General features: G+C 67.6%; 19 protein-coding genes and 1 pseudogene. 7 read left to right on the forward strand and 13 right to left on the reverse strand.

The window, feature by feature from the left end; all coding sequences use genetic code 11:
- Positions 1–127 precede the first annotated feature (127 nt).
- Both Q8W67_RS09445 and Q8W67_RS09450 read right to left on the reverse strand, forming a co-directional pair.
- Positions 128–991, reverse strand: coding sequence for an amidohydrolase family protein (locus Q8W67_RS09445; protein ID WP_305544250.1), 864 nt, complete (start codon positions 989–991; stop codon positions 128–130).
- Between the two features lie 67 nt (positions 992–1,058).
- Positions 1,059–2,477: an MFS transporter gene (locus tag Q8W67_RS09450; RefSeq protein ID WP_305544253.1), complete on the reverse strand. Its 1,419-nt coding sequence runs from the start codon at positions 2,475–2,477 to the stop codon at positions 1,059–1,061.
- 221 nt (positions 2,478–2,698) lie between these two features.
- On the opposite strand from Q8W67_RS09450, the gene Q8W67_RS26800 reads away from it, so the two are divergent.
- Both Q8W67_RS26800 and Q8W67_RS26805 read left to right on the forward strand, forming a co-directional pair.
- Positions 2,699–2,881 carry a LysR family transcriptional regulator gene (locus Q8W67_RS26800; RefSeq protein ID WP_370693848.1) on the forward strand — a complete coding sequence of 61 codons (183 nt, stop codon included), beginning with the start codon at positions 2,699–2,701 and terminating at the stop codon, positions 2,879–2,881.
- A 321-nt stretch (positions 2,882–3,202) separates the two neighbouring features.
- Entirely contained in the window at positions 3,203–3,580 is a 378-nt protein-coding gene (locus Q8W67_RS26805; protein WP_370693851.1) for a LysR substrate-binding domain-containing protein, read from the forward strand.
- A 264-nt stretch (positions 3,581–3,844) separates the two neighbouring features.
- On the opposite strand, the pseudogene Q8W67_RS09455 reads toward Q8W67_RS26805, so the two are convergent.
- From Q8W67_RS09455 to Q8W67_RS09480, 6 genes and pseudogenes are all read right to left on the reverse strand, one after another.
- Positions 3,845–4,297 (reverse strand): annotated as a pseudogene (locus tag Q8W67_RS09455) (CRISPR-associated endonuclease Cas1); the annotation flags it as partial.
- A gap of 393 nt (positions 4,298–4,690) precedes the next feature.
- Positions 4,691–6,316 (reverse strand): phage terminase large subunit, encoded by a 1,626-nt coding sequence (terL, locus tag Q8W67_RS09460; protein WP_305544256.1) that lies wholly within the window; start codon positions 6,314–6,316, stop codon positions 4,691–4,693.
- Positions 6,313–6,849 (reverse strand): DUF5681 domain-containing protein, encoded by a 537-nt coding sequence (locus Q8W67_RS09465; protein WP_305544259.1) that lies wholly within the window; start codon positions 6,847–6,849, stop codon positions 6,313–6,315. Before Q8W67_RS09465 ends, terL begins: the two co-directional genes overlap by 4 nt.
- The gene (locus tag Q8W67_RS09470) at positions 6,839–8,287 is read right to left on the reverse strand and encodes a DNA methyltransferase (RefSeq protein WP_305544262.1); all 1,449 of its coding nucleotides are present in this window, start codon (positions 8,285–8,287) and stop codon (positions 6,839–6,841) included. The genes Q8W67_RS09465 and Q8W67_RS09470 overlap by 11 nt, the downstream gene beginning before the upstream one ends.
- 797 nt (positions 8,288–9,084) lie before the next feature.
- Positions 9,085–9,477 (reverse strand): HNH endonuclease signature motif containing protein, encoded by a 393-nt coding sequence (locus Q8W67_RS09475; RefSeq protein ID WP_305544265.1) that lies wholly within the window; start codon positions 9,475–9,477, stop codon positions 9,085–9,087.
- Positions 9,477–9,920, reverse strand: coding sequence for a hypothetical protein (locus tag Q8W67_RS09480; RefSeq protein WP_305544269.1), 444 nt, complete (start codon positions 9,918–9,920; stop codon positions 9,477–9,479). Before Q8W67_RS09480 ends, Q8W67_RS09475 begins: the two co-directional genes overlap by 1 nt.
- 1,298 nt (positions 9,921–11,218) lie before the next feature.
- Here Q8W67_RS09480 and Q8W67_RS09485 point away from each other — a divergent pair.
- Entirely contained in the window at positions 11,219–12,232 is a 1,014-nt protein-coding gene (locus tag Q8W67_RS09485) for a threo-3-hydroxy-L-aspartate ammonia-lyase (RefSeq protein WP_305544682.1), read from the forward strand.
- 122 nt (positions 12,233–12,354) lie between these two features.
- Positions 12,355–12,732 carry an iron-sulfur cluster assembly accessory protein gene (locus tag Q8W67_RS09490; RefSeq protein ID WP_305544272.1) on the forward strand — a complete coding sequence of 126 codons (378 nt, stop codon included), beginning with the start codon at positions 12,355–12,357 and terminating at the stop codon, positions 12,730–12,732.
- A gap of 32 nt (positions 12,733–12,764) precedes the next feature.
- On the opposite strand, the gene Q8W67_RS09495 is transcribed toward Q8W67_RS09490, so the two are convergent.
- From Q8W67_RS09495 to Q8W67_RS09505, 3 genes are all read right to left on the reverse strand, one after another.
- Positions 12,765–13,823, reverse strand: coding sequence for a GGDEF domain-containing protein (locus Q8W67_RS09495; protein WP_305544274.1), 1,059 nt, complete (start codon positions 13,821–13,823; stop codon positions 12,765–12,767).
- Positions 13,824–13,927: 104 nt separating this feature from the next.
- A complete protein-coding gene (locus Q8W67_RS09500) occupies positions 13,928–15,448 on the reverse strand; it encodes a DEAD/DEAH box helicase (protein WP_305544277.1) in 1,521 nt (506 codons plus the stop codon).
- Between the two features lie 184 nt (positions 15,449–15,632).
- Positions 15,633–16,025 carry a hypothetical protein gene (locus tag Q8W67_RS09505; protein ID WP_305544280.1) on the reverse strand — a complete coding sequence of 131 codons (393 nt, stop codon included), beginning with the start codon at positions 16,023–16,025 and terminating at the stop codon, positions 15,633–15,635.
- A gap of 418 nt (positions 16,026–16,443) precedes the next feature.
- Here Q8W67_RS09505 and Q8W67_RS09510 point away from each other — a divergent pair, with 418 nt between their 5' ends.
- Both Q8W67_RS09510 and Q8W67_RS09515 read left to right on the forward strand, forming a co-directional pair.
- Positions 16,444–17,313: an outer membrane protein gene (locus tag Q8W67_RS09510; protein ID WP_305544283.1), complete on the forward strand. Its 870-nt coding sequence runs from the start codon at positions 16,444–16,446 to the stop codon at positions 17,311–17,313.
- A gap of 177 nt (positions 17,314–17,490) precedes the next feature.
- Positions 17,491–17,982, forward strand: a complete 492-nt coding sequence (locus Q8W67_RS09515) for a PRC-barrel domain-containing protein (RefSeq protein WP_305544286.1) — start codon at positions 17,491–17,493, stop codon at positions 17,980–17,982.
- A 98-nt stretch (positions 17,983–18,080) separates the two neighbouring features.
- Here the strand turns inward: Q8W67_RS09515 and parE are convergent, their stop codons facing one another.
- On the reverse strand, positions 18,081–20,141 hold the full coding sequence (parE, locus tag Q8W67_RS09520) for a DNA topoisomerase IV subunit B (RefSeq protein WP_305544289.1): 2,061 nt from the start codon (positions 20,139–20,141) through the stop codon (positions 18,081–18,083).
- Positions 20,142–20,499: 358 nt separating this feature from the next.
- On the opposite strand from parE, the gene Q8W67_RS09525 reads away from it, so the two are divergent.
- A complete protein-coding gene (locus Q8W67_RS09525; protein WP_305544292.1) occupies positions 20,500–20,688 on the forward strand; it encodes a hypothetical protein in 189 nt (62 codons plus the stop codon).
- 23 nt (positions 20,689–20,711) lie between these two features.
- Here Q8W67_RS09525 and topA read toward each other — a convergent pair whose 3' ends face one another.
- The gene (gene topA / locus Q8W67_RS09530) at positions 20,712–23,396 is read right to left on the reverse strand and encodes a type I DNA topoisomerase (protein ID WP_305544295.1); all 2,685 of its coding nucleotides are present in this window, start codon (positions 23,394–23,396) and stop codon (positions 20,712–20,714) included.
- Positions 23,397–23,488: the final 92 nt, after the last annotated feature.

Below are 23,488 nucleotides of genomic sequence, written 5' to 3' on the forward strand. Positions count from 1 at the left end.
TTGTTCACGGCACCGCATAAACCGCCAGACTACCTCCGCTCCAACCCGTCATCTCGGAGCGCTGCAGGCCAACCGGGAACGATTATGTCTGCGGTGTTGGATTGGCGATCGGAGCATCATCTCCGACTCACCCGCCGAGCCCGAGCCCGAGGATCCGGTCGGCGTTGCGCCAGAGTGCTGCATCGAGCGCCGCCTCCGACAGGCCGAGCGTGCGGAAATCTTCCACGCCCTGCCGCATCGGTCGGAACGGGAAGGACGAGCCAAACAGGAATTGGTCCTTCATCGGGCCGTTGGCCGCCTCGATGTAGAGCTTCCCGCCCGCCGCAAACGTGTACATGTCCGGCGAGACATAGACGTTCTCATTACGGAACGCGACTGTGACCATGTTGGCGACGTTCGGATAGAATCCGTGGCAGCAGACCAACGGCAGCTTCGGGAACGTCCTGGCGACGCGGTCGACGGCGAGCGGATCGTTGAGGCGCAGGTCTGGCGTGGTCGGGCCCGACATTACGAAGGCCGGGACCTTCAGCTCCTGGCACAGCTCGTAGAGCGGCAGCAGACGTTCGTCGTCGGCGCGCATGCCATCCGCGTAGAAGCCGGCATCGAGATTGATCGCTTTGAACCCGAGCTCCGTCACCGCGCGCCTAGCCTCGGCCAAAGCCGCGTCGCGGCCGAGTTCGATCGGATCGACCGAGGCGATGCCGATCAAACGCTTGGGATCGTGCCTGGCGACCTCGGCCAGCGCATCATTGGAGATTCGAACTCCCGGCACCGAGCGGGCGACCATGATCGCTACGTCGATCCCGGCGCTGTCCATCTCGGCTTCGAACCCCTCGACGCTCATGCCGCGGTTGAAGTGGTCGATCTCGTGGGCGTGGGTGCCGACCCGCTTGTTCAGCCAACGCACCACCCCGTAGGACGGCGTCTGCGGCTCGGCCCCGAAGAAGGCGTGCAGGAAGGTCGGGCGGCTGCGCATGTCCACGACGGGCATTTTTTGACTCCACGATAGGGAAGCGGGGCCGGCGCGCGACGTCCAGGCGCGCCGGATGAATCGAGCCTCAGTGGGAGACGGCTTCGAGCACCTTGCCGCGGGTTTCGACGCCGAGTGTGAGGACCAAGACGGCGGCGATCAAAAAACCGCCCGCGCCGACTTGGAAGGCGGTTGCCGGGCCGTAGTCCCGCACCAACACCGGCACGATCATCGGCCCGAGGATGGCGCCGATCCGCCCGAAGGCCGAGGCGAAGCCGGCCCCGGTCGCCCGCGCGCGGGTCGGGTACAGTTCCGGCGTGTAGGCGTAGAGACAGCTCCACATGCCGAACATGAAGAACTGCATCACGAAGCCAGTGACGAACAGCCAGGTCTGGTCGACGGCGTTGCCGTAGAAGTAGGCCGCCACCGCCGCGCAGATCAGGAACGCCGCCGTCGTGGCCTTGCGCCCGACCTTCTCCAGCATCAGTGCCGCTGTGAAGAAGCCCGGGATGCCTCCGACCGTGATCAGGGTCACGAAGCCCACCGAGCCGACGATCGAGAAGCCGCGCTCCTTGAGCAGCACCGCGATCCACGAGTTGAGGCCGAAGAAGCCGATCAGCGCGAAGAACCACATCCCGAAGGCCATCACCGTCCGCAACCGGTATTCCGGCGAGAACAGCGTGAGGATCGGGTTCTGGTGCGGCGCTGGAGCGGCAGCGACAACAGCCAACGTGGGGGCGACAGGCGGCAGCGGTCGGCCGGTGGCGCGCTCGACCTCGCGCTCCATCATGGACATCACCGCATCCGCCTCGGCATGGCGACCATTGTCCGCGAGCCAGCGCGGTGACTCCGGCATGGAGCGGCGAACCACGAGCACAACCATCGAGAGTAGACCGACGACGGCAAACGCCCAGCGCCAGCCGAGATAGGGCAGCACGAAGAAGCTGATCGCCCCCGACAGCACGTAACCGATGGCCCAGAAGCCCTCCATGAAGGCGATGTACTTGCCGCGCACATTGGCGGGCACGATCTCTGAGACCATCGCTTGGGCCACCGGCGCCTCGCCGCCGACGCCGACGCCGATCAGGAAGCGGCAGACCATCAAGGCGGTGAGGCTCCAAGCGGCCGCCGCAGCGAGGCTGGCGAAGCCCCAGACCAGCATCGTGACCTGGAACACCGTCTTGCGCCCGAAGCGGTCGGAGGCGGTTCCGGCGATCACATTGCCGATGAGCTGGCCCGCGAAGGTCATCGCGGCGAGCTGGCCGGCCTCGGTGGGGGTCAGCCCGAAGGCGACGACGATCGAACCGAGCAGGAAGGTCAGCAGCGCCACGTCGACTTGGTCGACGAGCCATGCGGAGGCGATGATCGCGAAGATCTTCCGCTGGTAGCCCGACATCGGCAGCCGTTCGAGACGGCCGGCGATGTCGGTTGTGGCCGCCGCGGCGACCCGGTCGGAGGCGGTCAGTTCGATCCCCATCCCGATCGGAGGGTCGGTGGCAAGGCGCATGGCGTTCTCTCCCTAGACGCTGCTCTACGGACGCCCACGGCAGGTGCCTTCGGCGTTCATCCAGCTTTGTTGAACCTGCAAGCTCTCCCACCACACCCGATCGGGCGGTCGGCGGTCATGCATCATTTTTTCTTTTTTTCGTTTTTTAGACAGCGGGAACCTTCCTCATTTTGCCAGAACGACGCAAGTATAATTCTCTTATAGGTGTATAGCACTGTGTTATGGCTCTCAATCTCCATTTCCTGCGCTTTTTCTCCGCTGCCGCGCATACGGGCAGATTCTCTCGGGCAGCCTATGAGCTGAACGTCAGTCAACCTGCCATCGAAAGGTGTGCGCGACTTCGAGCTACAGGTGGGATGTCGGCTGCTCGACCGGGGTCCACGCGGCGTCCGGCTAACACGTGAGCGGGACGCACTTTTCCGGCATGCCAAGACACTGTTCGCGATGGAACGGGCCGCCGAGGAGGAATTACGTTCGTTGCGCGGGTTAGGAATTAGAATTTTGAGGATTGGCGCAAGTACGACGATGGATACCTATATCATACCAATGTATATCTGATCTTTTACTCGCGCAAATCCATGTATTGGACTTAGTATTTTCTGTGAAAATAAGCTTGCTATTGCCGGATTATTGCTCGAACACAAAATTGATTTCGCGTTGGTCGAGGGGCCTATCGATGATCTCTGTATCGTGAGTGAGGCCTGGATTGCAGACGAAATGGTCTGATCACCTCGGCAGAGCATGTCTTCGCGCGCGAGGTGGACCCAATTGATCCAATCCGACTTGAGGGTGAGACTTTCATATTCAGAGAGCCGGGATCCGGATCTCGCGAGGTGGTCGTCGAGGCTCTGAAGGCGAACAGGGTCAACCCCATCCGCCGACTTGACGTCGGGAGCACCGAAGCGATCAAACAACTCGTAGCGAGTGGCGTCGGGATAGCAATCACATCCGTAGCCACCATTCGTGATCAGCTTGCGTTAGGCACATTGATCGCCGTTCCGATCCGTAACATGCGATTCGAGCGTACACTATGGCGACTGTCTGTGCCTGGGCGGTTAGCCAATCAAGCTATAATAGCTTTCGAGCGCCTGATGCAGATTTAATTCACGGCGTTTATCTTGCTGTCGTGCCGCCTCTCCCGGCCTGCTAAGCCGTAATTTAAGTTCCAGAATGCCTTTTTCGCCCTGTTTTCAGCTATGACCCTGGCTATAAACGGCGCATACTGCGGAAAGCTCTCGTCATGGTCGATTAGAGGGTTGGCCAATTCCGAGAATATAAATGAGAGCGCTGAATGAAAGGGATGGGTGCGAGGCCGAAGATCCGCTTTCCGGCCGGGAGCCATGGTCCGGTGACGGCGCATTCCCGCCTTACAATGTCCCAGCGGCTACTTCGACGAGTCGCTTTGCCACCTGCGGGTTGAGCCGGCACACGCTATCCCTGCGGATCGTTAAATCCGCTGGGTTCAGGCCTTGCTCCATCGCAAAACCAAGCACAGCACGATTCAACATCGGGCGCACCGGCTCAACAAGATCGAGCGCGTAGGCCGGCCCTTCCCTGTACTCGTGGTGCATGATGCCGATGGTTGGATCGTACCCGTCCGCGAGCGCCCGGATCTTGGTTTGCCCTACGGCGACGGCACAGGCGTAGTTCAGCATGGCGTTGACCGGGTGCGTGGCGTTGTAGTTTTTGATCTTCTTAATGCCTCGCATTGATGAGCGCGGCCCCATTCTGCGCCACGCCTCCGGCATCGGGCGGCGCTTCACGCCGGCCCAGCGCAGCGGTAGGCCCTGCCACACACGGAAGTAGGCCTGTGCGGCCTGACCTTCGAGCCGATCATCTTCGGTTACCCAAAGGCAAGGCCAGCACGAACGAGCATGGTGGCGCTCTGACGGCGGACTACATCGCCTATACGGTCCAGGACACGCAGGTCACCTGGGAGTGCTAACGCGCGCTCAAGGCGCAGTACGAGGCGCTCGAGCTCGACCCGAGCCTGCACCCACATCTTCTCCGAGGCAAGCCTCGGCAAAGCCTACCTTGCCCAAATGGGTGCACCACGCGATCAGGCACAGAACCCAACAGGAATCCGATCCACACGCTGCCTGCCATGAGCTGAATTGGCTGGCCGGCGACCGACAGCCCTGAATTCTGCAGCTTGCGTCTGCACGCGCCAGCTCGCATCCGATCAAGCGACCCGCAACCGGAGTCGCACGCACTCAGTCGCGGTCACGCACCGAGCGGCGGACCGTCCGACCGCGCGGCTCGCTTGGCGCGTCATGCGCCGGGAACGGCGTCGAGGCTGGGACGCTGAGGATACGGCGTCCATCCACGACAGACACCTGCGCGCCCTCAACGATGAGGTCAGCAGGCTCCTCGGCCACGACCGCCGTGTCGTCGGCCCGACGGCGCGCGTTCGATCCACGGATACTCTCACGGCTTCGCCGGACCGGCGGCTCGGACCGGGGCCGGCACGCCGTCAGGTAATGGAGGGCGTACGTGGTGGCATCCACCTGATCGTCATGGCGTCCGTTTGGAAACGCCAACAATTCGCCGATGTACGCACCCAGCCACGGCGCATCGGCCGGGAGATGCACCTGCCCAGCCTCAAACCGGGCCGATTGCGCCAACAGCCGCGCTTCCTTGTCGTAGCGCGGCTCGACCAGAATCGGCGCCAATGCCTTGGTCCGGCGCAGGTCCTGCAGCAGTGCGTGCCCGAGTGGAGTCTTCTCGATCAAGGTCGCATCCGCCCGCCACCGCTCGCTCAGCGCGACGATCTTCTGACGCAACTCCCAAGACTCCCAGCGGCCCCGAACCACGTCGAGGAGATAGTAGTCGAGCCCCAGCGCGCCCCAGACCGTGCCCACCGACCAGTCGCTGGCCTCCGAGAGGGTCGAGGCGGTGTCCCAAGCCGCCACGACCCGATCAAAGCGCCTCGGCCGCGCGTCGTAGCTGCGCAGCCACGCGCGCCGGATCACGTTGCCGCCGGTAGGTGCGGGATCCTGCTGGTACTGCGCCTGAAAGGTCAGCGAGCCTTGGGCACGCCGCATCTGCTCCAACACAGCCATAGGTTCGCGCTCAGGGTGCAGCAACTCACCGACCCGGCGCCGGTACAGGTCCCCGGGCACATGACTCAGGCGATGACAGGTCTCCTCCGTCGCGATCGCGGGGAGCGACACCACCTCCCACGCATCTCGCTCCAGGACATGGCCGACGAGGTCATCCGCATGCAGCCGCTGCATCACGATGACGATCGCACCGCGCCGCTTGTCATTCAGGCGCGTGAGCAACGTGTTGTCGAACGCCTCGTTGACCCGCCGCCGCTCGGCCTTGGAGAGCGCATCCACCGCCTTGATCGGATCGTCGACCACGATGACATCGGCGCCGCGCCCGAGCACCGCCCCGCCCATGCCGGCGGCGAAGACCGAGCCGCGCAGCGTCGTCGTCAGTTCGAGGTCGCGGGGACGGGACCCCGTCAGCCGAAAGGTGGGAAAGGCCGCGTTGAACCACGGGCTCTGGGCCACCGTGCGCCGATCCAGGCTGAACTTTCGCGCGAGATCCTCCGTGTGCGAGACGCAGATGATCCGTCGGCTCGGGTCGTGACCCAAGGCGAACATCGGGAACGCCACGCTCGCGATGATCGACTTGCCCGAGCGCGGCGGTACGTTGATGATCAGCCGGCGCAGGTCGCCGCGCAGCACCCGCGCGAGCGCCCAGCACAGGTGCTCGTAGTGCCAATTCGGCGAGAACGCCGTTCCCGGCTCGAGGGTGGCGAAGGTCTGCTCGACGAAGGTGGCGAGATCGCCGCGTAGCGCGACCGACATCATGTCGACGAACGCAGTCATGGCGCTCGCTCCGGATCGGATGCGGGCCCCGGATTGTCGTTGTCGCCTGCGCCCGAACCTGCCGCGCTTGCCGCCGAGAGCTCGGCAATGATCTGGCGCCGCATCCGTGCGAGATGGTGATCGAACGCCGATTCACTCTGCGCTAGGCGTGCGTCCATCTCGCCGGCATCGGCCATCGCCTCGCGCGCCGCGACCAGCCTGAAGACATCCTTGCCGAGCCGCGGATCCGTCATCGCCCTGTGGCACAGCGCGCGAAAAATCGCCTCGCCGCACGGCATCTCCACGCGCTTCCCGCCGCGATTCAGCTGGACCGCCTCATTCAAGACGCGCGTCATCATCGCGATGACGGGCTCGGGCTGCTTGCGGGGGCGGCCCCGCGGGTTGCCGGACTGGCCCGGGCAGAAACGGCCGCCGCCAGCGCGCACGCGCTGGTGCTGTGCATCGTCTTCATCCCGCGCAGACGATGCCTGCGACGCGCGATCGTCGTCCCGCGCGACAGCGTTGTCGTTCGTCTCGATCGGCTCATCGGACATCGTGGCCTCCTCGCGCGTCAGCCGAGACGGCTGCGGCCCCCTGATGAGCCAAAAGCTCGCGCGCACGCATTTCCGCTTCTTGGGCGAAGGTCAGCCCGGTGCGCGCATGATGCGCCGGCGAACCCGTCAGAGCCTCCATCCGCCTGACAGCGACGTCGACGTAGACGGGGTCGAGCTCGATCCCATACCCGATCCGACCCGTGCGATGGGCTGCGAGCAGGGTCGTGCCCGAGCCGCAGAGCGGATCGAGGATCAGGCCGCCGCGGTGCGAGGTGTCGAGCAACGCCTCGGCGATCAGCCCGACCGGCTTCACGGTCGGGTGCAGGGCCAGCGCCTCTTGCCGCCCGGGCCCGAACCCGTTGAGCCCCGGCGCCGACCAGATCGTGGTGCGGTTGCGCCCGTGCCGGCCCAACGCGATGTTGTTGATGTGCCGGCCCGATCCGTACTTCATCACCAGCACGAACTCGGCTTGCTGGCGGTAGAGCGAGCCCATTCCGCCCACGCCTTTATCCCAGACGCAGGTGGTGAGCTGGGTGAGGCCAGCGCCCCGCGCGGCGTTCATCAACGGGAGCATCCCGCGCGAATCGATGAACATCTCGACGATCGCACCGTCTGTGAGATGAGGGACCATCGCGCCGAGAAATTCGGAGAAGAAGGCAGCCGCCTCCGCCTCGCTCATTCCGGAACCTTCGACGAACTCCCCGTGCGAGCCGCTGACATAGCCGCGGATGACGCATCCATAGGGCGGATCGGTCGAGACCTTTTGCACGCGCTGGCCGGCGAGCAAGGCGGCGTAGCTGTCATCGGCGCGGGCGTTGCCGCACAAGAGCCTGTGGCCTCCGGCGAAGGTCCAGAGATCGCCTGCGCGTGAGATTGGCGCGCTCGGCCTCTCTGGAACGGCGTCGTCCGGGTCAGTATCGTCGACATTGAGCGCCGTCAGCGCGAGGTCGATCTCCGGCATGTCGAACCCGCTGAACGCGACGAGGTCCGGCTCCACCGCCAGCAGATGCGCGAACTCGGCCGCGAGGGCATCGGGATCCCAGGTGCTCCTTTCAGCGATGCGATTCAACGAAAGGCGAAGGGCTCTGATCTCATCGGTCGAGAGATGGTCGATGACGATCGTCGGCACCGTCGTGTGCCCCAGTCGCCGGCAGGCCTCGTAGATGGCATGGCCGTCGATGATCTCGCCGGAGGCGGTGACCAATATCGCGACGAGGCAGCCGAAGCGCGCGATGTTGGCGGCGAGGCGCTCGACCTGCCCCTTGCCGCGTTTGCGCAACGGCTGATTCAACGGCCGAACGGCAGCGATCGGCTGGAGCGTAATGGTGATGCCCGGCGTGGGCGCATGCGCCCCCGTGCTGGGGGCAAGCGGCGAGGCCGGCGGTGCGCCCGCAGGGATACGGCGTTGGCGAACGCGGATCGGAGGTGCTGCAGACATAACGGATCAAGCTCCGCGAAGGACGGGACGATAGGCTGACGGAATTCGAGCTTCAGCGGGCCGCAGAGCGATACTGCAGCACGACAAAGCCTATTCCAGGTCTGCCAGTCGCTCGCCGAAAACGGGCGAAGCTTGATTGCCTGGTGCTCCTGCGTCGCAGGAACTTTTGTGAAGAAGAGGATGACGCTACGGATCACCCCTGAAAACCGGGGGGACCGGCGAATTCCTCGACGAGCCGCCGTTACGGCGGCCTCGAATTTCTAGATGCTAGCTTAACCGAAAGTCAACGGGTCTGATCGGGCTTGGTCACAGCTCCGACCTGAGCCTGTCGATTGAGCTGCTGCGCTGATCGGCGCACGGCTTGACGATCGCATTCGAGCGTCAGGTTATCGCCAGCAGCACGCGGATAAGTCGTCGACTGCCGTGCTCCATGAGGCAACTGCCCGGCCGGTTTGCTCACCACCATCCAAATTTGCCGCATGTCCTCGGAGCCGTCCTGATGATTGCGGACGAGGTGTTGGTCGCGCTGCCTTGAGGACCTCCGGGCTCGGAACCGTTTGGTCGACTTATCAGCCTGTTCGTGGAGTTCAGGCACCTGATGGCCGCCTGTTCGTTCTCAAGACTTCCTGCCCCACCTGCGCTCGCAACCCTCTGCTGGACCAGCAGAAACGCCCGCGACGACCCGGGAGCGTCACGCAAGGCGCCTGTAAAACCGCCATAACAGGCAGGCGACGCCCGCGCTGGCGCAAAGGCTGCCGTTTCCATTGTCATCGCGGGCAGATCGCCTCGGAAGCCCGTCAGTGATTTCGCTTATCCAGCCGCTCGCCGGTAGCGCGACAGATAACGCCGCCGCCGATCAGCCGCTTGAACGGGCTGGCCTTACTGCCCGGCAGCGGACGCCGGTACGGATCCACGATGCCCGCGTGCCGGTCGCGCACCCGGCGCACCCGGGCGATCGTGCCGACATCCACGACCGTCTTGGCTGCGTGGCACGGCCGGCACAACACCTGACAGTTCGCCAGTGAGGCGTCCTCCGTCAGGGCGGTCGGGATGATGTGGTCGTAGTGGAACCGGCCGACCTGCAGCCTGCACGGGCAGCGGCTGCCGTCCGTGAGCACCCCCTCGAAGCGCCCGTCCGCCCGGGCGAGTGCGGCCCGCAGTACCGCCTTGCTGAACTCCCGCCGGGCCATCACGCCGCTCCCGCAGGGGTTCTTGCGGTCGGGCCGCCCAAATCCGCCGCGATCACCGCGCGCTCGGCGGCCGTCTCGGCCAGACGGTAGGCGTGCAGTTCCCGCGCCCCGAGGCCGGCGCAAGCGGCGAGCCAGCCGAGAAAGCCGGGATCGCCCCTCTCGCAGGCGCGGGCGGCGACGATCGCACCCTGTCCCTGCGCCGCGCGAGCGACGGCGAGGACGAGCGCGGCGTCTTCGGCGACAAGATCAAGGGTGTCGAGCGGCTGGACCACGACGACATAGCGCCGGCCCGAGTGCCCCCGCCAAGCGCTCATGGCGAGGGCGGGCGCGCCGCGCAGGCCCGTGCTCGTGCGCAGGCGCTCCTCGCGCACAGGGGAGGGGGCGGCGCGGTCAGCCTTGAGTTCGCGCAGGGCAGCGGCCCAGGAGATGCTGCGGTTGGACATGGCCGCCCTCATGCCGATGGAGAGGAGGACGGCGTGAAGCGCAGGCTCGATGCCGCGCGGCACAGGGGTATCGGCGCCGGGTCGCCATCACGGGGTGCGGGGAGGGGGCGGATTCGGACCGGATGTCGGGTTTGCATGACGCGCCTCGAGCTCGCGGCGGGATCAGCCCCGCCACTGCCCCGACCCCGCACGCGGCTCGATGAGCCTGCGGGGCAACGCGATCGTGTGGGTCCCTATGCCCGGCAGCCGGTGGCGAGCCTCAGTCCGCCGGCATCGGACCGCTGAACGCTCTCCGCATCCGGCCCCTCGGGCACAGGGCGCCATGCAGTGCGGCGGCCGCCTGCGGCAGGGCATCGGCATCGAAGGGCGCGCACCCCGTTTCGGCCTCCGTGTCGTCCGCGACGGAACTCCGGATGTCTTTCAACCGCGCGGCCACGTTGGTCGGGCACACGTGGCTCGCGGGGGGACGAGGCGTCTGGCTCAGACTGGGCCTGCTCATAATCCTCTCGCCTCGACTCGCGGGAGCTCGCTATCCCGTGACGCGACCACTCACGCTCCATTCGTCGCGGCAGTCCAGTCGAATGTAGTCGGCGCCATGAAGTGCCTCCTGCAAGAGCATCAATGGTCCTCACAACTCGACCCTGCATTGAGCCTAAGTGCTCAATCTCGGATCGCGTGCGTGCGAGTTCTGCAACCCGCGGCTGAACAGCCCGCGAGCCGTGAGCCGCTGGTTCCGCCCGCACAACGGAGCGCGGCCAGCCGCCTCTACGGTGCGGCTCGTCTCGCGGTGGGAGGATGTGAAGGAGATCGCCTTCAAGGCCCCCACCCCAGGTGCCGGACGACAGTCCGGCTCAAGCGGATGCGGCGCGGATGTTGATCGCGGACAATGGGGTATTGGCGGCTAGCATGGTTGCCTTCCTGGGGCTGGCCGATGCCTGCCGCGAGGTCGAGCAGCCCTGTCAGCCAAGAGGCGACGTTACCCCGGCGCTCCACACGCTCCAGATCCGCAACCAGAGTGACCTTGCCTCCTGCGCCGCGTCACCCAATCGCCGCACCCGCATCCCGTCGCTCATCCCGCGGCTGCGCCGTACGGCTAAATCCGGGCCGGGACACGCCCGCCGGTCGAATTCGTCGGCACGGCAAGGCAACCCCGATCGCGCTCAGGACTGCAAGCTGCGAGCCAGCGAATGGCTCCGCTTCGCATCGGGATCCTTGGCATCGGGATCCTGGGCATCGGGATCCTGGGGATGCGCGAGTGCGGAATCGTCCGTATGACTCGCTCCGGCAGGGCGGGAGCGATGCGAGGCACGATGCCGGGCGAGCAGGCAGAGACGACGGCCGTGAGCGGCCTTCCCACCTTCGCGGACGTGGCGCGCGCGGCAGAGCGCATCGCCGGGGTCGCACACCGCACACCCGTGCTGACGTCGCGCACGGCGGACGCGATGACCGGCGGCCGGCTGTTCTTCAAGGCCGAGAACCTGCAGCGGGCGGGCGCCTTCAAGTTCCGTGGCGCCTACAACGCGATCAGCGCCCTGCCGGAGGCGGCCCGCGCCCGCGGCGTCCTGTCGTTCTCCTCGGGCAACCATGCCCAGGCGATCGCCCTGGCGAGCCGGCTGCTCGGCGTCCCGGCGACGATCATCATGCCCAGCGACGCGCCGGCCGCGAAGATCGCGGCGACGCGGGGCTACGGCGCCGAGGTGGTCCTGTACGACCGCTATACGCAGGATCGGGAGGCGCTGGGCCGGGAGATCGCGGCGCCTCGGGGCCTGACGGTGATACCGCCGTTCAATCATCCCGACGTCATCGCCGGGCAGGGGACCCTGGCGCAGGAGCTGATCGAGGCGGTGGGCCCGCTCGACGTGCTGGTGGCATGCCTCGGCGGCGGCGGCCAGCTCGCGGGCTGTGCCCTGGCCGCCGATGCCCTGTCGCCCGGCTGCCGGGTGATCGGCGTCGAGCCTGAGGCGGGCAACGACGGCCAGCGCTCGTTCCAAGAGGGCCGGGTCGTGACGATCCCCGTCCCCCGGACCATCGCGGACGGGGCGCAATCGACCGCGCTCGGCGACCTCACCTTCGCGATCATCCGGGCGCGCGTCGCCGACATCGTCACCGTCACCGACGCGCAGCTCGTCGAGACCATGCGGTTCTTCGCGGGCCGGATGAAGCTCATGGTCGAGCCGACCGGCTGCCTCGCGGCGGCGGCGGTGCTGCACGGGCTCGTCGACGCGCGGGACAAGCGCGTCGGCGTGGTGATCAGCGGCGGCAATGTCGACCTCGCGGCCTTCGCACGCCTGATCGGCGACGCGGAGGCCTGACGCGCCGAATGCCGCGGCGGCGTGCCTCCGCCGCGGTGGACCGGCGGGGTCGGGATGCTTATCTTGTCGGTGTCAGAATGCGCGCTCCCGGGCCTTGAACCCGGATGGGCGGGAGGGTGACGATGTCCGCAAGTTTCAAGGTTCTCTCGCTGACCGATCGGGCTGCCGATCGGATCAAGGCGATCATGGCGGATGCCGACCGGCCGATCGCCGGCCTTCGCGTCGGCGTCCGGAACGGCGGTTGCGCCGGGATGTCCTACACGATGGAATATGCCGAGGCGGCCAAGCCCGGGGAGGATGTGGTCGAGGACCGCGGCGTCCGGGTCTTCGTCGACCCGAAGGCGGTGCTGTTCCTACTCGGCACGGAGATGGACTTCACCACCACCAAGCTCGCCTCGCAGTTCGTGTTCAACAACCCGAACCAGACCTCGGCCTGCGGCTGCGGCGAGTCGGTGGCGATCACACCGGTCGCGGAGGACCGGATCCCGGCGCGGGCCTGAGCGGACCGGGACAGCCGCCGTCAGGCCGGTCGTCAGGCCACCTGCGAGAGCGACTCGGCCGCGTCGTCTACGACGCGGTTCCGGCCGGCACGCTTGGCCGCGAACATGCACAAATCGGCCCGCTCGAGGAGCGAGGCGGGGGTATCGCCGGCGCGCAGCACCGCGATGCCGAGGGACACCGTGACCTTGCCGAGGGACTCGCCGGTCGAGCGCTTGACGAGTTCACGCCCCATCACGCTGGACCGGACCGTCTCGGCCACCTGCCGGGCCGTGACCCGGTCCGCCCCCGGCAGCACGATGCCGAATTCCTCGCCGCCGAAGCGGGCCAGCTGGGCCTGCTTCCCCGCGTTCTCGCGCATGACGATCGCCACCAACCGCAGCACCTGGTCGCCCGTGAGGTGACCGTAGAGGTCGTTGAAGCGCTTGAAGAAATCGATGTCGAGGACGATCAGGCTCATCGGAGCGGCTCGCCCGCGCGCGGCGTCGAGGGACGCCTTCAGCATCTCCTCGAAATGCTTGCGGTTCGACAGCCCCGTCAACGCGTCGGTGAGGCTCTCGAGGCGCGTCGCCTCCAGCTTCTCGCGCAGGGTCTCGATCTCGCTGCGGGTCTCGCGCATCCGCGCCTCGAGCACCCGGTTGTCGGCCGCGACTTCGCGGGTCGTGGACACCAGGGTCGAGACGATCTCGCCGAGCCGGGCCCGAGTCGGCATGCCCTGCGCCAGGTCCTGGGCCAGCCCGCGCAGGGATTCGCCGTACTGCGTGGCCGAGCCGAGCGACAGGTCGAGGATCTCGGTCACCGCGGCGATCTCGCCCAGCACCCCGCGGCTGATGTCGCCCGTGGCGTTCGTCAGTCGGCGCTCGTCGACATAGGTTTCGTGGAGATCGTCGATATCGGCTTCCGTGAGGCAGCCGTTCTGCGTTGTTAGGCGCTTGACCGCGTCGCCGAGGAGCGGAAGCTCTCCCGAGACATAGGAATACCAAACCGCGTAGGCGCGCGGGGTCGCGGATGGGCCGTAATCGCGAATCAGCTCATGCGTGCGTTTCGCCAACGCGAAGCTGCGATCCCGATCCGAATAGGTCTCCTGGCTCATCCGTATCCTGCGGTCCGGGGCCGCCAGCACGGTGCTGATTCACGGCCCGAAACCTAATCTAGGACGGCTTGGTAGCCGGACGGTTAAGCCGAGAGCGTGAAACGTTACTTCTCTTTCTTCGCCAAGACTGGACGAAGCAAGAAGGCAGGGACATGCGAGCCGAGTCCGATCGGCGTGTCGCCATCGGCCTCGCTCCGGCGGCCTCGCTCGTCGCGCGCCGGCTCGGGGCGTGGCGCCGGACGGCCCTCCGTCCGGGGGGTCGCGGGCCCGCCGCGGCCGGCGCGAGCCTTCGGGCGCTCCGCGACTTCGCCGGCACTCTTCCCGGTGGACCTGACCTCCGCCTTCGCATCCGCCCTGACGTCCGATTTCGCCTCCGACCTAGCTTCGGATTTGGCTTCGGACTTGCCGTTGGACCGCCCGGGGCGCGCACCCCGGCGGCTCTCGCTCGAACGCCCGCGGTGACGCGTGCCGGTCTCGGCCGACGGTTCGGCGACCGTGGACAGGTCGCCGTCGAGCCAGGGGATCGGCTGACCGATCAGGGCCTCGATGGCGCCCAGGGATCGATCGTCCCCGGGGGCGACCAGGGTATAGGCTTTACCGCTCCGGCCTGCGCGGCCGGTGCGGCCGATGCGGTGAACGTAGTCCTCGGGGTGGTGCGGCACGTCGAAATTGAAGACGTGGCTGACCGCCGGGATGTCCAGGCCCCGCGCGGCCACGTCGCTGGCGACCAGCAGCGCGGTCTCGCCGTTGCGGAACGCGTCGAGCGCGGTCGTGCGCGCGCGCTGGTCCATGTCGCCGTGCAGGGCTGCGGCATCGAAGCTGTGGCTGACCAGCGACTTCTGCAGCAGGGCGACGTCGCGCTTGCGATTGCAGAAGATGATGCCGTTGGTCAATTCGGTCTCGCCGCGGATCAGGCTGCGCAGGCGCTCGCGCTTGGCGTGCCCCTCGGACCCGACCGCGACCAGCCGCTGCGTGATGGTCGAGGCGGTGGAGGCCGGCCGCGCCACCTCGACCCGCTGCGGATTGTGCAGGAACATGTCGGCGAGCCGCTCGATCTCCGGCGGCATGGTCGCGGAGAAGAACAGGGTCTGCCGGGTGAACGGCACCATCTTGGCGATCCGCTCGATGTCGGGGATGAACCCCATGTCGAGCATGCGGTCGGCTTCGTCGATGACCAGCAGCTCGACGCCGGTGAGCAGCAGCTTGCCGCGCTCGAAGTGGTCGAGGAGACGGCCCGGCGTGGCGATCAGCACGTCCGTGCCGCGCGTGAGCTTGGCGTCCTGGTCGGCGAACGACACGCCGCCGATGATCAGCGCCACGTTGAGCTTGTGGTTGGTGCCGTAGCGGTCGAAGTTTTCGACCACCTGCGCCGCCAGTTCGCGGGTCGGCTCCAGGATCAGCGTACGCGGCATGCGAGCGCGGGCGCGACCATTCTCCAGCAGCGTCAGCATCGGGAGCGTGAAGGCCGCGGTCTTGCCTGTGCCGGTCTGGGCAATCCCGAGAACGTCGCGACGCGCCAGCACATGCGGAATGGCTTGAGCCTGGATCGGGGTCGGCTCGGTGTAACCCGCCGCCGTGACGGCGTTCAGGACTTTTTCGCTCAGTCCCAAGTCGGAAAAAGGCATCTGCGTTCAGGAACCGTTGCGCGCCCGGCCGGCGCGATGGACACCGTCGCGGCAACGGCTGGAATGGCTCTCAAGGGCGCTCGTACGCTCCCGTGGCCGCGGGGCGCGTGTGACTGTCAGTTAGGGGCTTGGCGCAGCTTGTCAATCTCGCAATGCGCGCTTGCGCGTCACCACGCACAGGCGATCAGGGTTGCGCAGGGTCCAGGGCGGGCAGCAGGCAGGGGTCCAGGCGGATCGCCCGCGCGGCACCGGCCGGGGTGATCGAGCCGGTCGTCTCCGGCTCGGCCGGCAGTGGGCGGCCGTTGGATGCGAGTCTTGCAGGCGCTTGAGCAGGAGCTTCGGCGAGAACCTGGGCACCGGCTCCGGCCGGCTGGCCGAGCCGGGCGAGGTGGTGGACTGCGAAGACCGCCAGGAGCCCGACGACCGCCGAGACGCGCAGAGCCCAGGCGAGGGATCTCGCCGGCCGGTCCGGGCCATCCCGGTCCAGGGTTGTCGGCGAGGTTGCGCGCGCGTCTGCTTCCGCCGCGACCCGGCGGCTCCCGAACGGCTTCGTGACCCGGTCGCCGGGCGCGAGCATGGGCGGTCCTTTCAGCCGGGCGGCAAGCCGGCGAGGGGTTGAAGCGGCATCCTGAGCGAACTCGGTTAACTGCCACCTTACGCGACTCAAGCCGCGGGCGCACAAAACGTGCCGAAATAAAACGCCCCCTCCGGCCTCCGGATGCGGCGAGCAATCCAATGCCGGCTCCTAGAAGCCCAGATGCCACCGCATTCACGAGCACCAATCCTGATGCGTCTTCACGGCTACTCTGACCGCCGATGTGGCACCCGGAGTCGTACTGCGTCCCGGCGAAAAGGAATGTCTGGCGCTAACCTTCATCTTTCGTTGACGGGATCCGGCTAATCTAGCCAGGCTTGTTGCAGGAAAGCGACAGACCCACCGACCGAGAGCGCCTAGAAGGCCGCCGGCATCAGCCCAACCCAGGACCCACGACCCGATGAAAAAGCTCCTCCTCGCATCGACCGTTCTCGCCGGCATGTCCGCCGCGGCTTCCGCGGCCGATCTTCCGCGCCGCGCTGCGCCGCCGCCGGTGTTCACGCCGGTGCCGGTGTTCACCTGGACCGGTGCCTATTTCGGCGTGAACGCCGGCTACGGCTTCGATGCCAGCAGCCGCAACACCGCCAACTACGCCCTGCCGGCCGGCTCGCTGATCAACTCGCCCGGCACCAACGGCATCGTCAGCGTCAACAACCGCAGCAACAACGACGGTTTCACCGGCGGCGCGCAGATTGGCTACAACTACCAGTTCACGCCGGGTTCGGGCATCGTGATCGGCTTCGAGGCTGACGCCCAGTACGTCGACTTCGCGCGCCGGGCCAACGCCACCCAGAACTACGCCTTCACGGGCAGCAGCACGGGCGTGGCCTTCGCGGCTCCGCGCGCCTTCGTGGCCACGAGCGGCAACGGCCTCGACTACTTCGGCACCGTGCGCGGCCGCCTCGGCTACGCCTTCGACCGCACCCTCGTGTACGGCACCGGCGGCTTCGCCTACGGCTCGGGCCAGGACGATCAGAACTTCGCCGGCAACAGCTTCCGCAACAGCTTCCGCACCGGCTACGCGGTCGGCGGCGGCATGGAATACGCCCTCCCCACCGACTCGTTCCTGAACTTCTTCAAGTCCTCGGCCGTGACGCTGAAGGTCGAAGGCCTGTACGTGAACCTCGACCGCCAGAAGAACACCGCCGGCGGCGTGTTCTACGGCAACCTGCTGGCCCCGAACGGCACCGCCTATCTCAACGGCGCGGCCGCCAACACCGAGTTCGCCGTCGTCCGCGCCGGCGTGAACTACAAGTTCGGCTCGTACTAAGATCGGACATCGGCGCCGGTCGCACCGGCGCCGACGCCCAGAGGGGTCTGGCCGCAAGGCCGGGCCCCTTTTTCGTTCTGGGGTGGCCGGGGCGACATGCACGGCAGGAACCGCGCCCGATCCGGGCGATTGTGACCGCGGCACCCGGACGGATCGGGCGCTCCGGAGCGATCCCCGATGCGTAGCCCCATCCTTCTCCTGCCCCTCGCGATCATCGCCCTGGCTTGGTCCCCGGCCCGCGGGCAGGATGCCAGCGTGATCGGCTCGGGCACGGTGTTGCCCGGCACCGGACCCGGCACCTCGACGGACGGAACCGGGGGCGGACAGCTGATGGAAGCCGCGAGCGCCGAGGCCGCAGCCAAGCGTCAGGGCCTCAAGCCGGCGGCCGTCCTGGCCTCGACCATGATCGGCGTCGAGGTGCGCAACATGGCCGGCGACAGCGTCGGCAAGATCGACGACCTGCTGATCGCGGATGGCGGCAGCCTGAAAGCGGTCGTGCTGGACGTGGGGGGCTTCCTCGGCCTCGGCAGCAAGCACATCGCGGTAGAGCCCGGCGCCCTCGTCCTGCGGCCGGGTGGCAACCGCTTCTCGGCCGTGCTGAACATGAGCAAGGAAACGATCGCCGCCGCCCCGGCCTTCGACCCGGCCGCCGCGATGGCCTCGCATTAGGACGCCGCTTCGAGACGAAGTCCGGTTCGGCGCCGGGGGCACTTGGCATCAAGCGCGTTGAGCCGCTCCACGACGCGACCGGGACGCGGGGCGTGCCCTCAGATGTCGAGATCCGCCCCTTCGGCGAAGGCCGCGCGCTCGCTGATGAAGGCGAAGCGGGCCTCGGGCTTGTTGCCCATCAGGCGCTCGACCGTGTCGCCAGTGGATTCCCGGGCCTCGTCGAGGATCGCGACCCGCAGGAGCGTGCGCTTCTTCGGGTCCATGGTGGTCTCCTTGAGCTGGGCCGGCATCATCTCGCCCAGGCCCTTGAAGCGCCCGATCTCGACCTTGCCGCCCTTGAACACCGTCTTGGTGATCCGCTCCCGATCGGCATCGTCCCGGGCGTAGGCCACCTTCGAGCCCTGCTGCAGCCGGTAGAGCGGCGGGATCGCGAGGTAGAGGTGCCCGCGGTCGATCAGCTTCGGCATCTGCCGGTAGAAGAACGTGATGAGCAGGGACGCGATGTGGGCGCCGTCCACATCGGCGTCCGTCATGATGATCACCTTGTCGTAGCGCAGGTCCGCCTCGCGGAAGGCCAAGCCTGTGCCGCAGCCCAGCGCCAGGGTCAGGTCCGAGATGAGCTGGTTGGCGCCGAGCTTGTCCCGGCTCGCCGAGGCGACGTTGAGGATCTTGCCCCGCAGCGGCAGGATCGCCTGAGTCATGCGGTCCCGGGCCTGCTTGGCCGAGCCGCCGGCGGAATCGCCCTCGACGATAAAGATCTCGGAGCCCGCGGTGCCGGCCGCCGAGCAATCCGCCAGCTTGCCGGGGAGGCGGAGCTTCCGGGTCGCGCTCTTGCGGGCGACCTCCTTCTCCTGGCGCCGCCGCAGCCGCTCCTCCGCCCGGTCGATGACCCAGTCCAGCAGCTTGTTGGCCTGGGCCGGGGAGGCGGCCAGCCAATGGTCGAAGGCGTCGCGCACCGCCGTCTCGACGATGCGCTGCGCCTCCACGGTGGCGAGCTTGTCCTTGGTCTGGCCCTGGAACTCCGGCTCGCGGATGAACACCGAGAGCATCGACGCGCAGGTCGCCATCACGTCGTCGGTGGTGACCGCCGTCATGCGCTTGGCTTGGTTCACGCGCTCGGCGTGCTCGCGCAGGCCCCGGAGCAGGGCGACCCGAAGGCCGGCCTCGTGGGTGCCGCCCTCGGGCGTCGGAATGGTGTTGCAGTAGGAATGCGAGACGCCGTCCTCGGTGACCATCCAGGCCACCGCCCATTCAAGGGAGCCGTGCGAGCCCGGCTTCGTCACCTTGCCGGAGAACATCGCCTCGGTGACCAGCTCCTTGCCGTCGATGTCCCGAGCGAGGTAGTCGCGTAGGCCGTCGGGGAACCGGTGCACGGCCTCGGCGGGCACGTCCTCCAGCCCTTCAAGCAGGGCGGGCGCGCAGCGCCAACGGATCTCGACGCCGCCGAACAGATAGGCCTTGGAGCGGGCCATCTTGAACAGACGCCGCGGGTCGAACTTCAGCGAGCCGAAGATCTGGGCATCGGGATGGAATCGCACCCGAGTGCCGCGCCGGTTCTGCACCCGGCCGACCAGTTCCAAGGCCCCCTGCGCATGTCCGCGCGAAAACGTCTGGCGGTAGAGGGTCTGGTTGCGGGCGACCTCGACCTCCAGGAGGTCGGACAGGGCGTTGACCACCGAGATGCCGACGCCGTGCAGGCCGCCGGAGGTCTCGTAGACCTTCGAGTCGAACTTCCCGCCGGCGTGCAGCGTGGTCATGATGACCTCGAGCGCCGACTTGCCGGGGAATTTCGGGTGCGGGTCGACCGGGATGCCGCGGCCGTTGTCGGTCACCACGAGGGCGCCGGTCTCCTCCAGCTCCACCTCGATGAAGCTCGCATGGCCGGCCACCGCCTCGTCCATGGAATTGTCGATCACCTCGGCGAAGAGGTGGTGCAGGGCACGCTCGTCGGTGCCGCCGATGTACATGCCGGGACGGCGCCGCACCGGCTCCAAGCCCTCCAGCACCTCGATGTCGGAAGCAGTGTAGCCGGCCTCGGGCTCCGCCGCCGCGATCGTCGGGACCGGGGCCGAGGCAGCCAAGCGCCGCCGCGGCTCGGCCGGCTGCGGAGAGGGGGGTTTGCTCCCCGGTCCGAACAGGTCGCGCGCGGGGTCGCTCACGCGCGGCCTCCGTGAGCGCGGCCCATCGGCCGGGTCGGTGTCGCGCAAACGGATGTCGGGTCGTGCAGCATGCGCCTTCATCCCCGCATGATAGCGGAACAAAACGTAAACATCAAAGCCGTTCGGCGCGTCGCCGAACGTCCGTACCATCGCATGCTGCGCCGCCGCGAGCGAGGGGCAGGGCGAGGTCGAGACGGCATCGGCGCAGCGCCGGGTGTCATCTCGACGTTGCACAACAGTGGGTTAAGGCTTCCTCGCCACCCACCCGTCCGGCGTGCACGGCGTCGGCCGGAACCGTGTGCACCGAGCCGCGTTACGGCCGGGAAACAGCGTGACCGTGGTCAGGGAGCCGCCGTCGATGAACAACGCCGCACTCGAGGCGCGTCGCCTCACCCTGATCCGTTTCGAGCATGCCGCCGGCGCTGCCTTCGGCTGCGACGAGGAGACGGCGACCGTTCCGCCGGCCCGCTTCCTCATGAATTCCGTGGCGATCGCGCTCGCGACCTTCGCGACGGCGGTGGCGGCGACGATCTCGTACCTCGCCTGACGCGGAAAACCGGTTGCCGGCCCTCAGCCGGCACCCGTCTTCTTCGCTGTCGTCTTCTTGGCTGCCGGCCTCTTCGCGGCGGTCTTCTTCGCCGCCGGCTTATCGCCCGCAGATGCCCGCGCCGGCGCCTTTCTGGCGGAGCCGCGCTTGGCCGGCTTGCCGCCGCCGGACGCCCGCTTGGCGTTCACCAGCCCGATCGCCTCCTCGAGAGTCAGCGCCTCGGCGCTCATCGTCTTCGGCAGTGTGGCGTTGACCTCGCCGTCGGTGACGTAGGGGCCGTACTTGCCGGCCTTGACCACGAGGTCGCGCCCGCTGGCCTCGTCCTTGCCGAGCGGCCGGCCCGGGTCGGCGGCCGGTCGGCCGCGACCGCCGCCCTGCTCCTTGGCCACGATCAGATCGATGGCGCGGTTGCCGCCGATCTCCAGCACGTCGTCGTCCCGGCCGAGATTGGCGTAGGTCTTCCCGTGCTGCACGTAGGGACCGAAGCGGCCGAGATTGGCCAGGATCGGCTCCCCGGTCTCAGGATGGCGCGCCACCTCGCGGGGCAGCGCCAGCAGGGCCAGAGCCTTCTCCAGATCGACCGAGGAGGGCGAGAGGCCCTTCGGCAGCGAGGAGCGCTTCGGCTTCTCCGCCCCCTTCTCGGTGGAGGCCTCTCCGAGCTGGACGAAGGGCCCGAAGCGCCCGTCCCGGATCGTCACCGGCATCCCGGTCACGGGATCGTTGCCCAGCACGCGGACGCCCGGCTGGCCGCCCTCGGCCGAGGATCCGTCGCCGTCGCCGTCGACCCCCGAGGCGGAGAGCTGGCGGGTGTACTTGCACTCGGGATAGTTCGAGCAGCCGATGAAGGCCCCGAACTTGCCGAGCTTCAGCGAGAGCTGGCCGGCGCCGCAAGTCGGGCAGGTGCGCGGGTTCGAGCCGTCGCCCTTGTCGGGGAAGATGTGGGGCCCGAGCAGGCCGTTCAGCGCTTCCAGCACGTCGGTGACGCGCAGTTCCTTGGTCTCGCCGATCGCCGCGGAGAAATCACGCCAGAAGTCGCGCAAAACCGCGCGCCAGTCGATCTCGGCGTTGGAGACGCGGTCGAGCTGCCCCTCGAGGTCGGCGGTGAAATCGTACTCGACGTAGCGCCGGAAGAAGCTCTCCAGGAAGCCCGTGACGAGACGGCCCTTGTCCTCCGGCTGCAGCCGTTTCTTTTCGATTTTCACGTATTCGCGGTCGCGAAGAGTCTGGAGAACGGCCGCGTACGTGGAGGGCCGACCGATCCCCAATTCCTCCATGCGCTTGACGAGGCTCGCCTCCGAATAGCGCGGCGGCGGCTCGGTGAAGTGCTGGGTCGAGGCGATGCGCTCGCGGGTGAGCGGGTCGCCTGCCTTCATGGGCGGCAGGCGCTTGCTCTCCTCGTCCTCCTCGTCGTCCTTGCCCTCCTGGTAGAGGGCCAGGAAGCCGTCGAACTTCACGACCTGGCCGGTGGCGCGCAGGTCGATCCGGCGCGGGCCGACGCTCGCCGCGACATCCACGGTGGTGCGCTCCAGCTCGGCCGATTCCATCTGGCTCGCCATGGTGCGGGTCCAGATCAGGTCGTAGAGCTTGGCCTGCTCCGGCTCCAGGTGGCGCGCCACCATCTTGGGCAGGCGGCCCATGTCGGTCGGGCGCACGGCCTCGTGGGCTTCCTGCGCGTTCTTGGCCTTGACGCTGTACTTGCGCGGGACGCTCGGCACGTAGCGGTCGCCGAACTCCTTGCCGATGACCTGCCGGGCATCCTGAATCGCCTCCGGCGCCATGTCGACGCCGTCGGTCCGCATGTAGGTGATGATACCGACCGTCTCGCCGCCGACATCGACGCCCTCGTAGAGGCGCTGGGCGACCCGCATGGTCTGCGCTGGCGCCATCCCGAGCTTGCGGGAGGCCTCCTGCTGGAGGGTCGAGGTCGTGAAGGGCGGCTGCGGGTGGCGCTTGGCGGGCTTGGCCTCGACGCTCGCCACCTGGAAGGTCGCGAGTTCGAGGTCGCGCTTGAAGGCGGCGGCCTCTTCGCCGGTGCCGACATCGAGCCGCTGGATCCGCTTGCCGTCGGCGCCGACGAGACGGGCCTCGAAGGTGGCGCCCTCGGCGGTCGTCAGCGTGGCGATGAGGGTCCAGTACTCGCGCGGTTTGAAGCTCTCGATCTCCATCTCGCGCTCGACCACGAGCCGCAGCGCCACCGACTGAACGCGGCCGGCCGAGCGGGCGCCCGGGAGCTTGCGCCACAGGACCGGCGAGAGATTGAAACCGACGAGGTAGTCCAGGGCGCGGCGGGCCAGGTAGGCGTCGACCAGCGCCTGGTCGATCTCCCGGGGCTTGCGCATCGCCGCCTCGACCGAGGCCTTAGTGATGGCGTTGAAGGTCACGCGTTCGACAGGGATGCCTTTGAGCACCTTGCGGGCGTTCAGGGCCTCCAGCACGTGCCAGGAGATCGCCTCACCCTCGCGATCCGGGTCGGTGGCGAGGATCAGCTTGTCCGCCCCCTTGACCGCCTTGGCGATCTCGCTGACGCGGCTGGCGCCCCGGTCGGCCAGCTCCCAGACCATGCGGAAATCCTGGTCGGGATCGACCGATCCGTCCTTGGCCGGCAGATCGCGGATGTGCCCGAAGGAGGCGATCACCTCATAGTCCCGGCCGAGATACTTGTTGATCGTCTTGGCTTTGGCCGGCGACTCGACGACGACGACTTTCATTCAGACCTCTGCCCCTCGACGGAGCCTGGGCGCGACGGACGAATTCTGTTCGAAATTCGCGTGGGACGAGTGCCCGCCGTCGGGCCGGGGCC

The sequence above is a fragment of the Methylobacterium sp. NEAU K genome (assembly GCF_030700285.1).
In the GTDB taxonomy this organism is placed as follows: domain Bacteria; phylum Pseudomonadota; class Alphaproteobacteria; order Rhizobiales; family Beijerinckiaceae; genus Methylobacterium.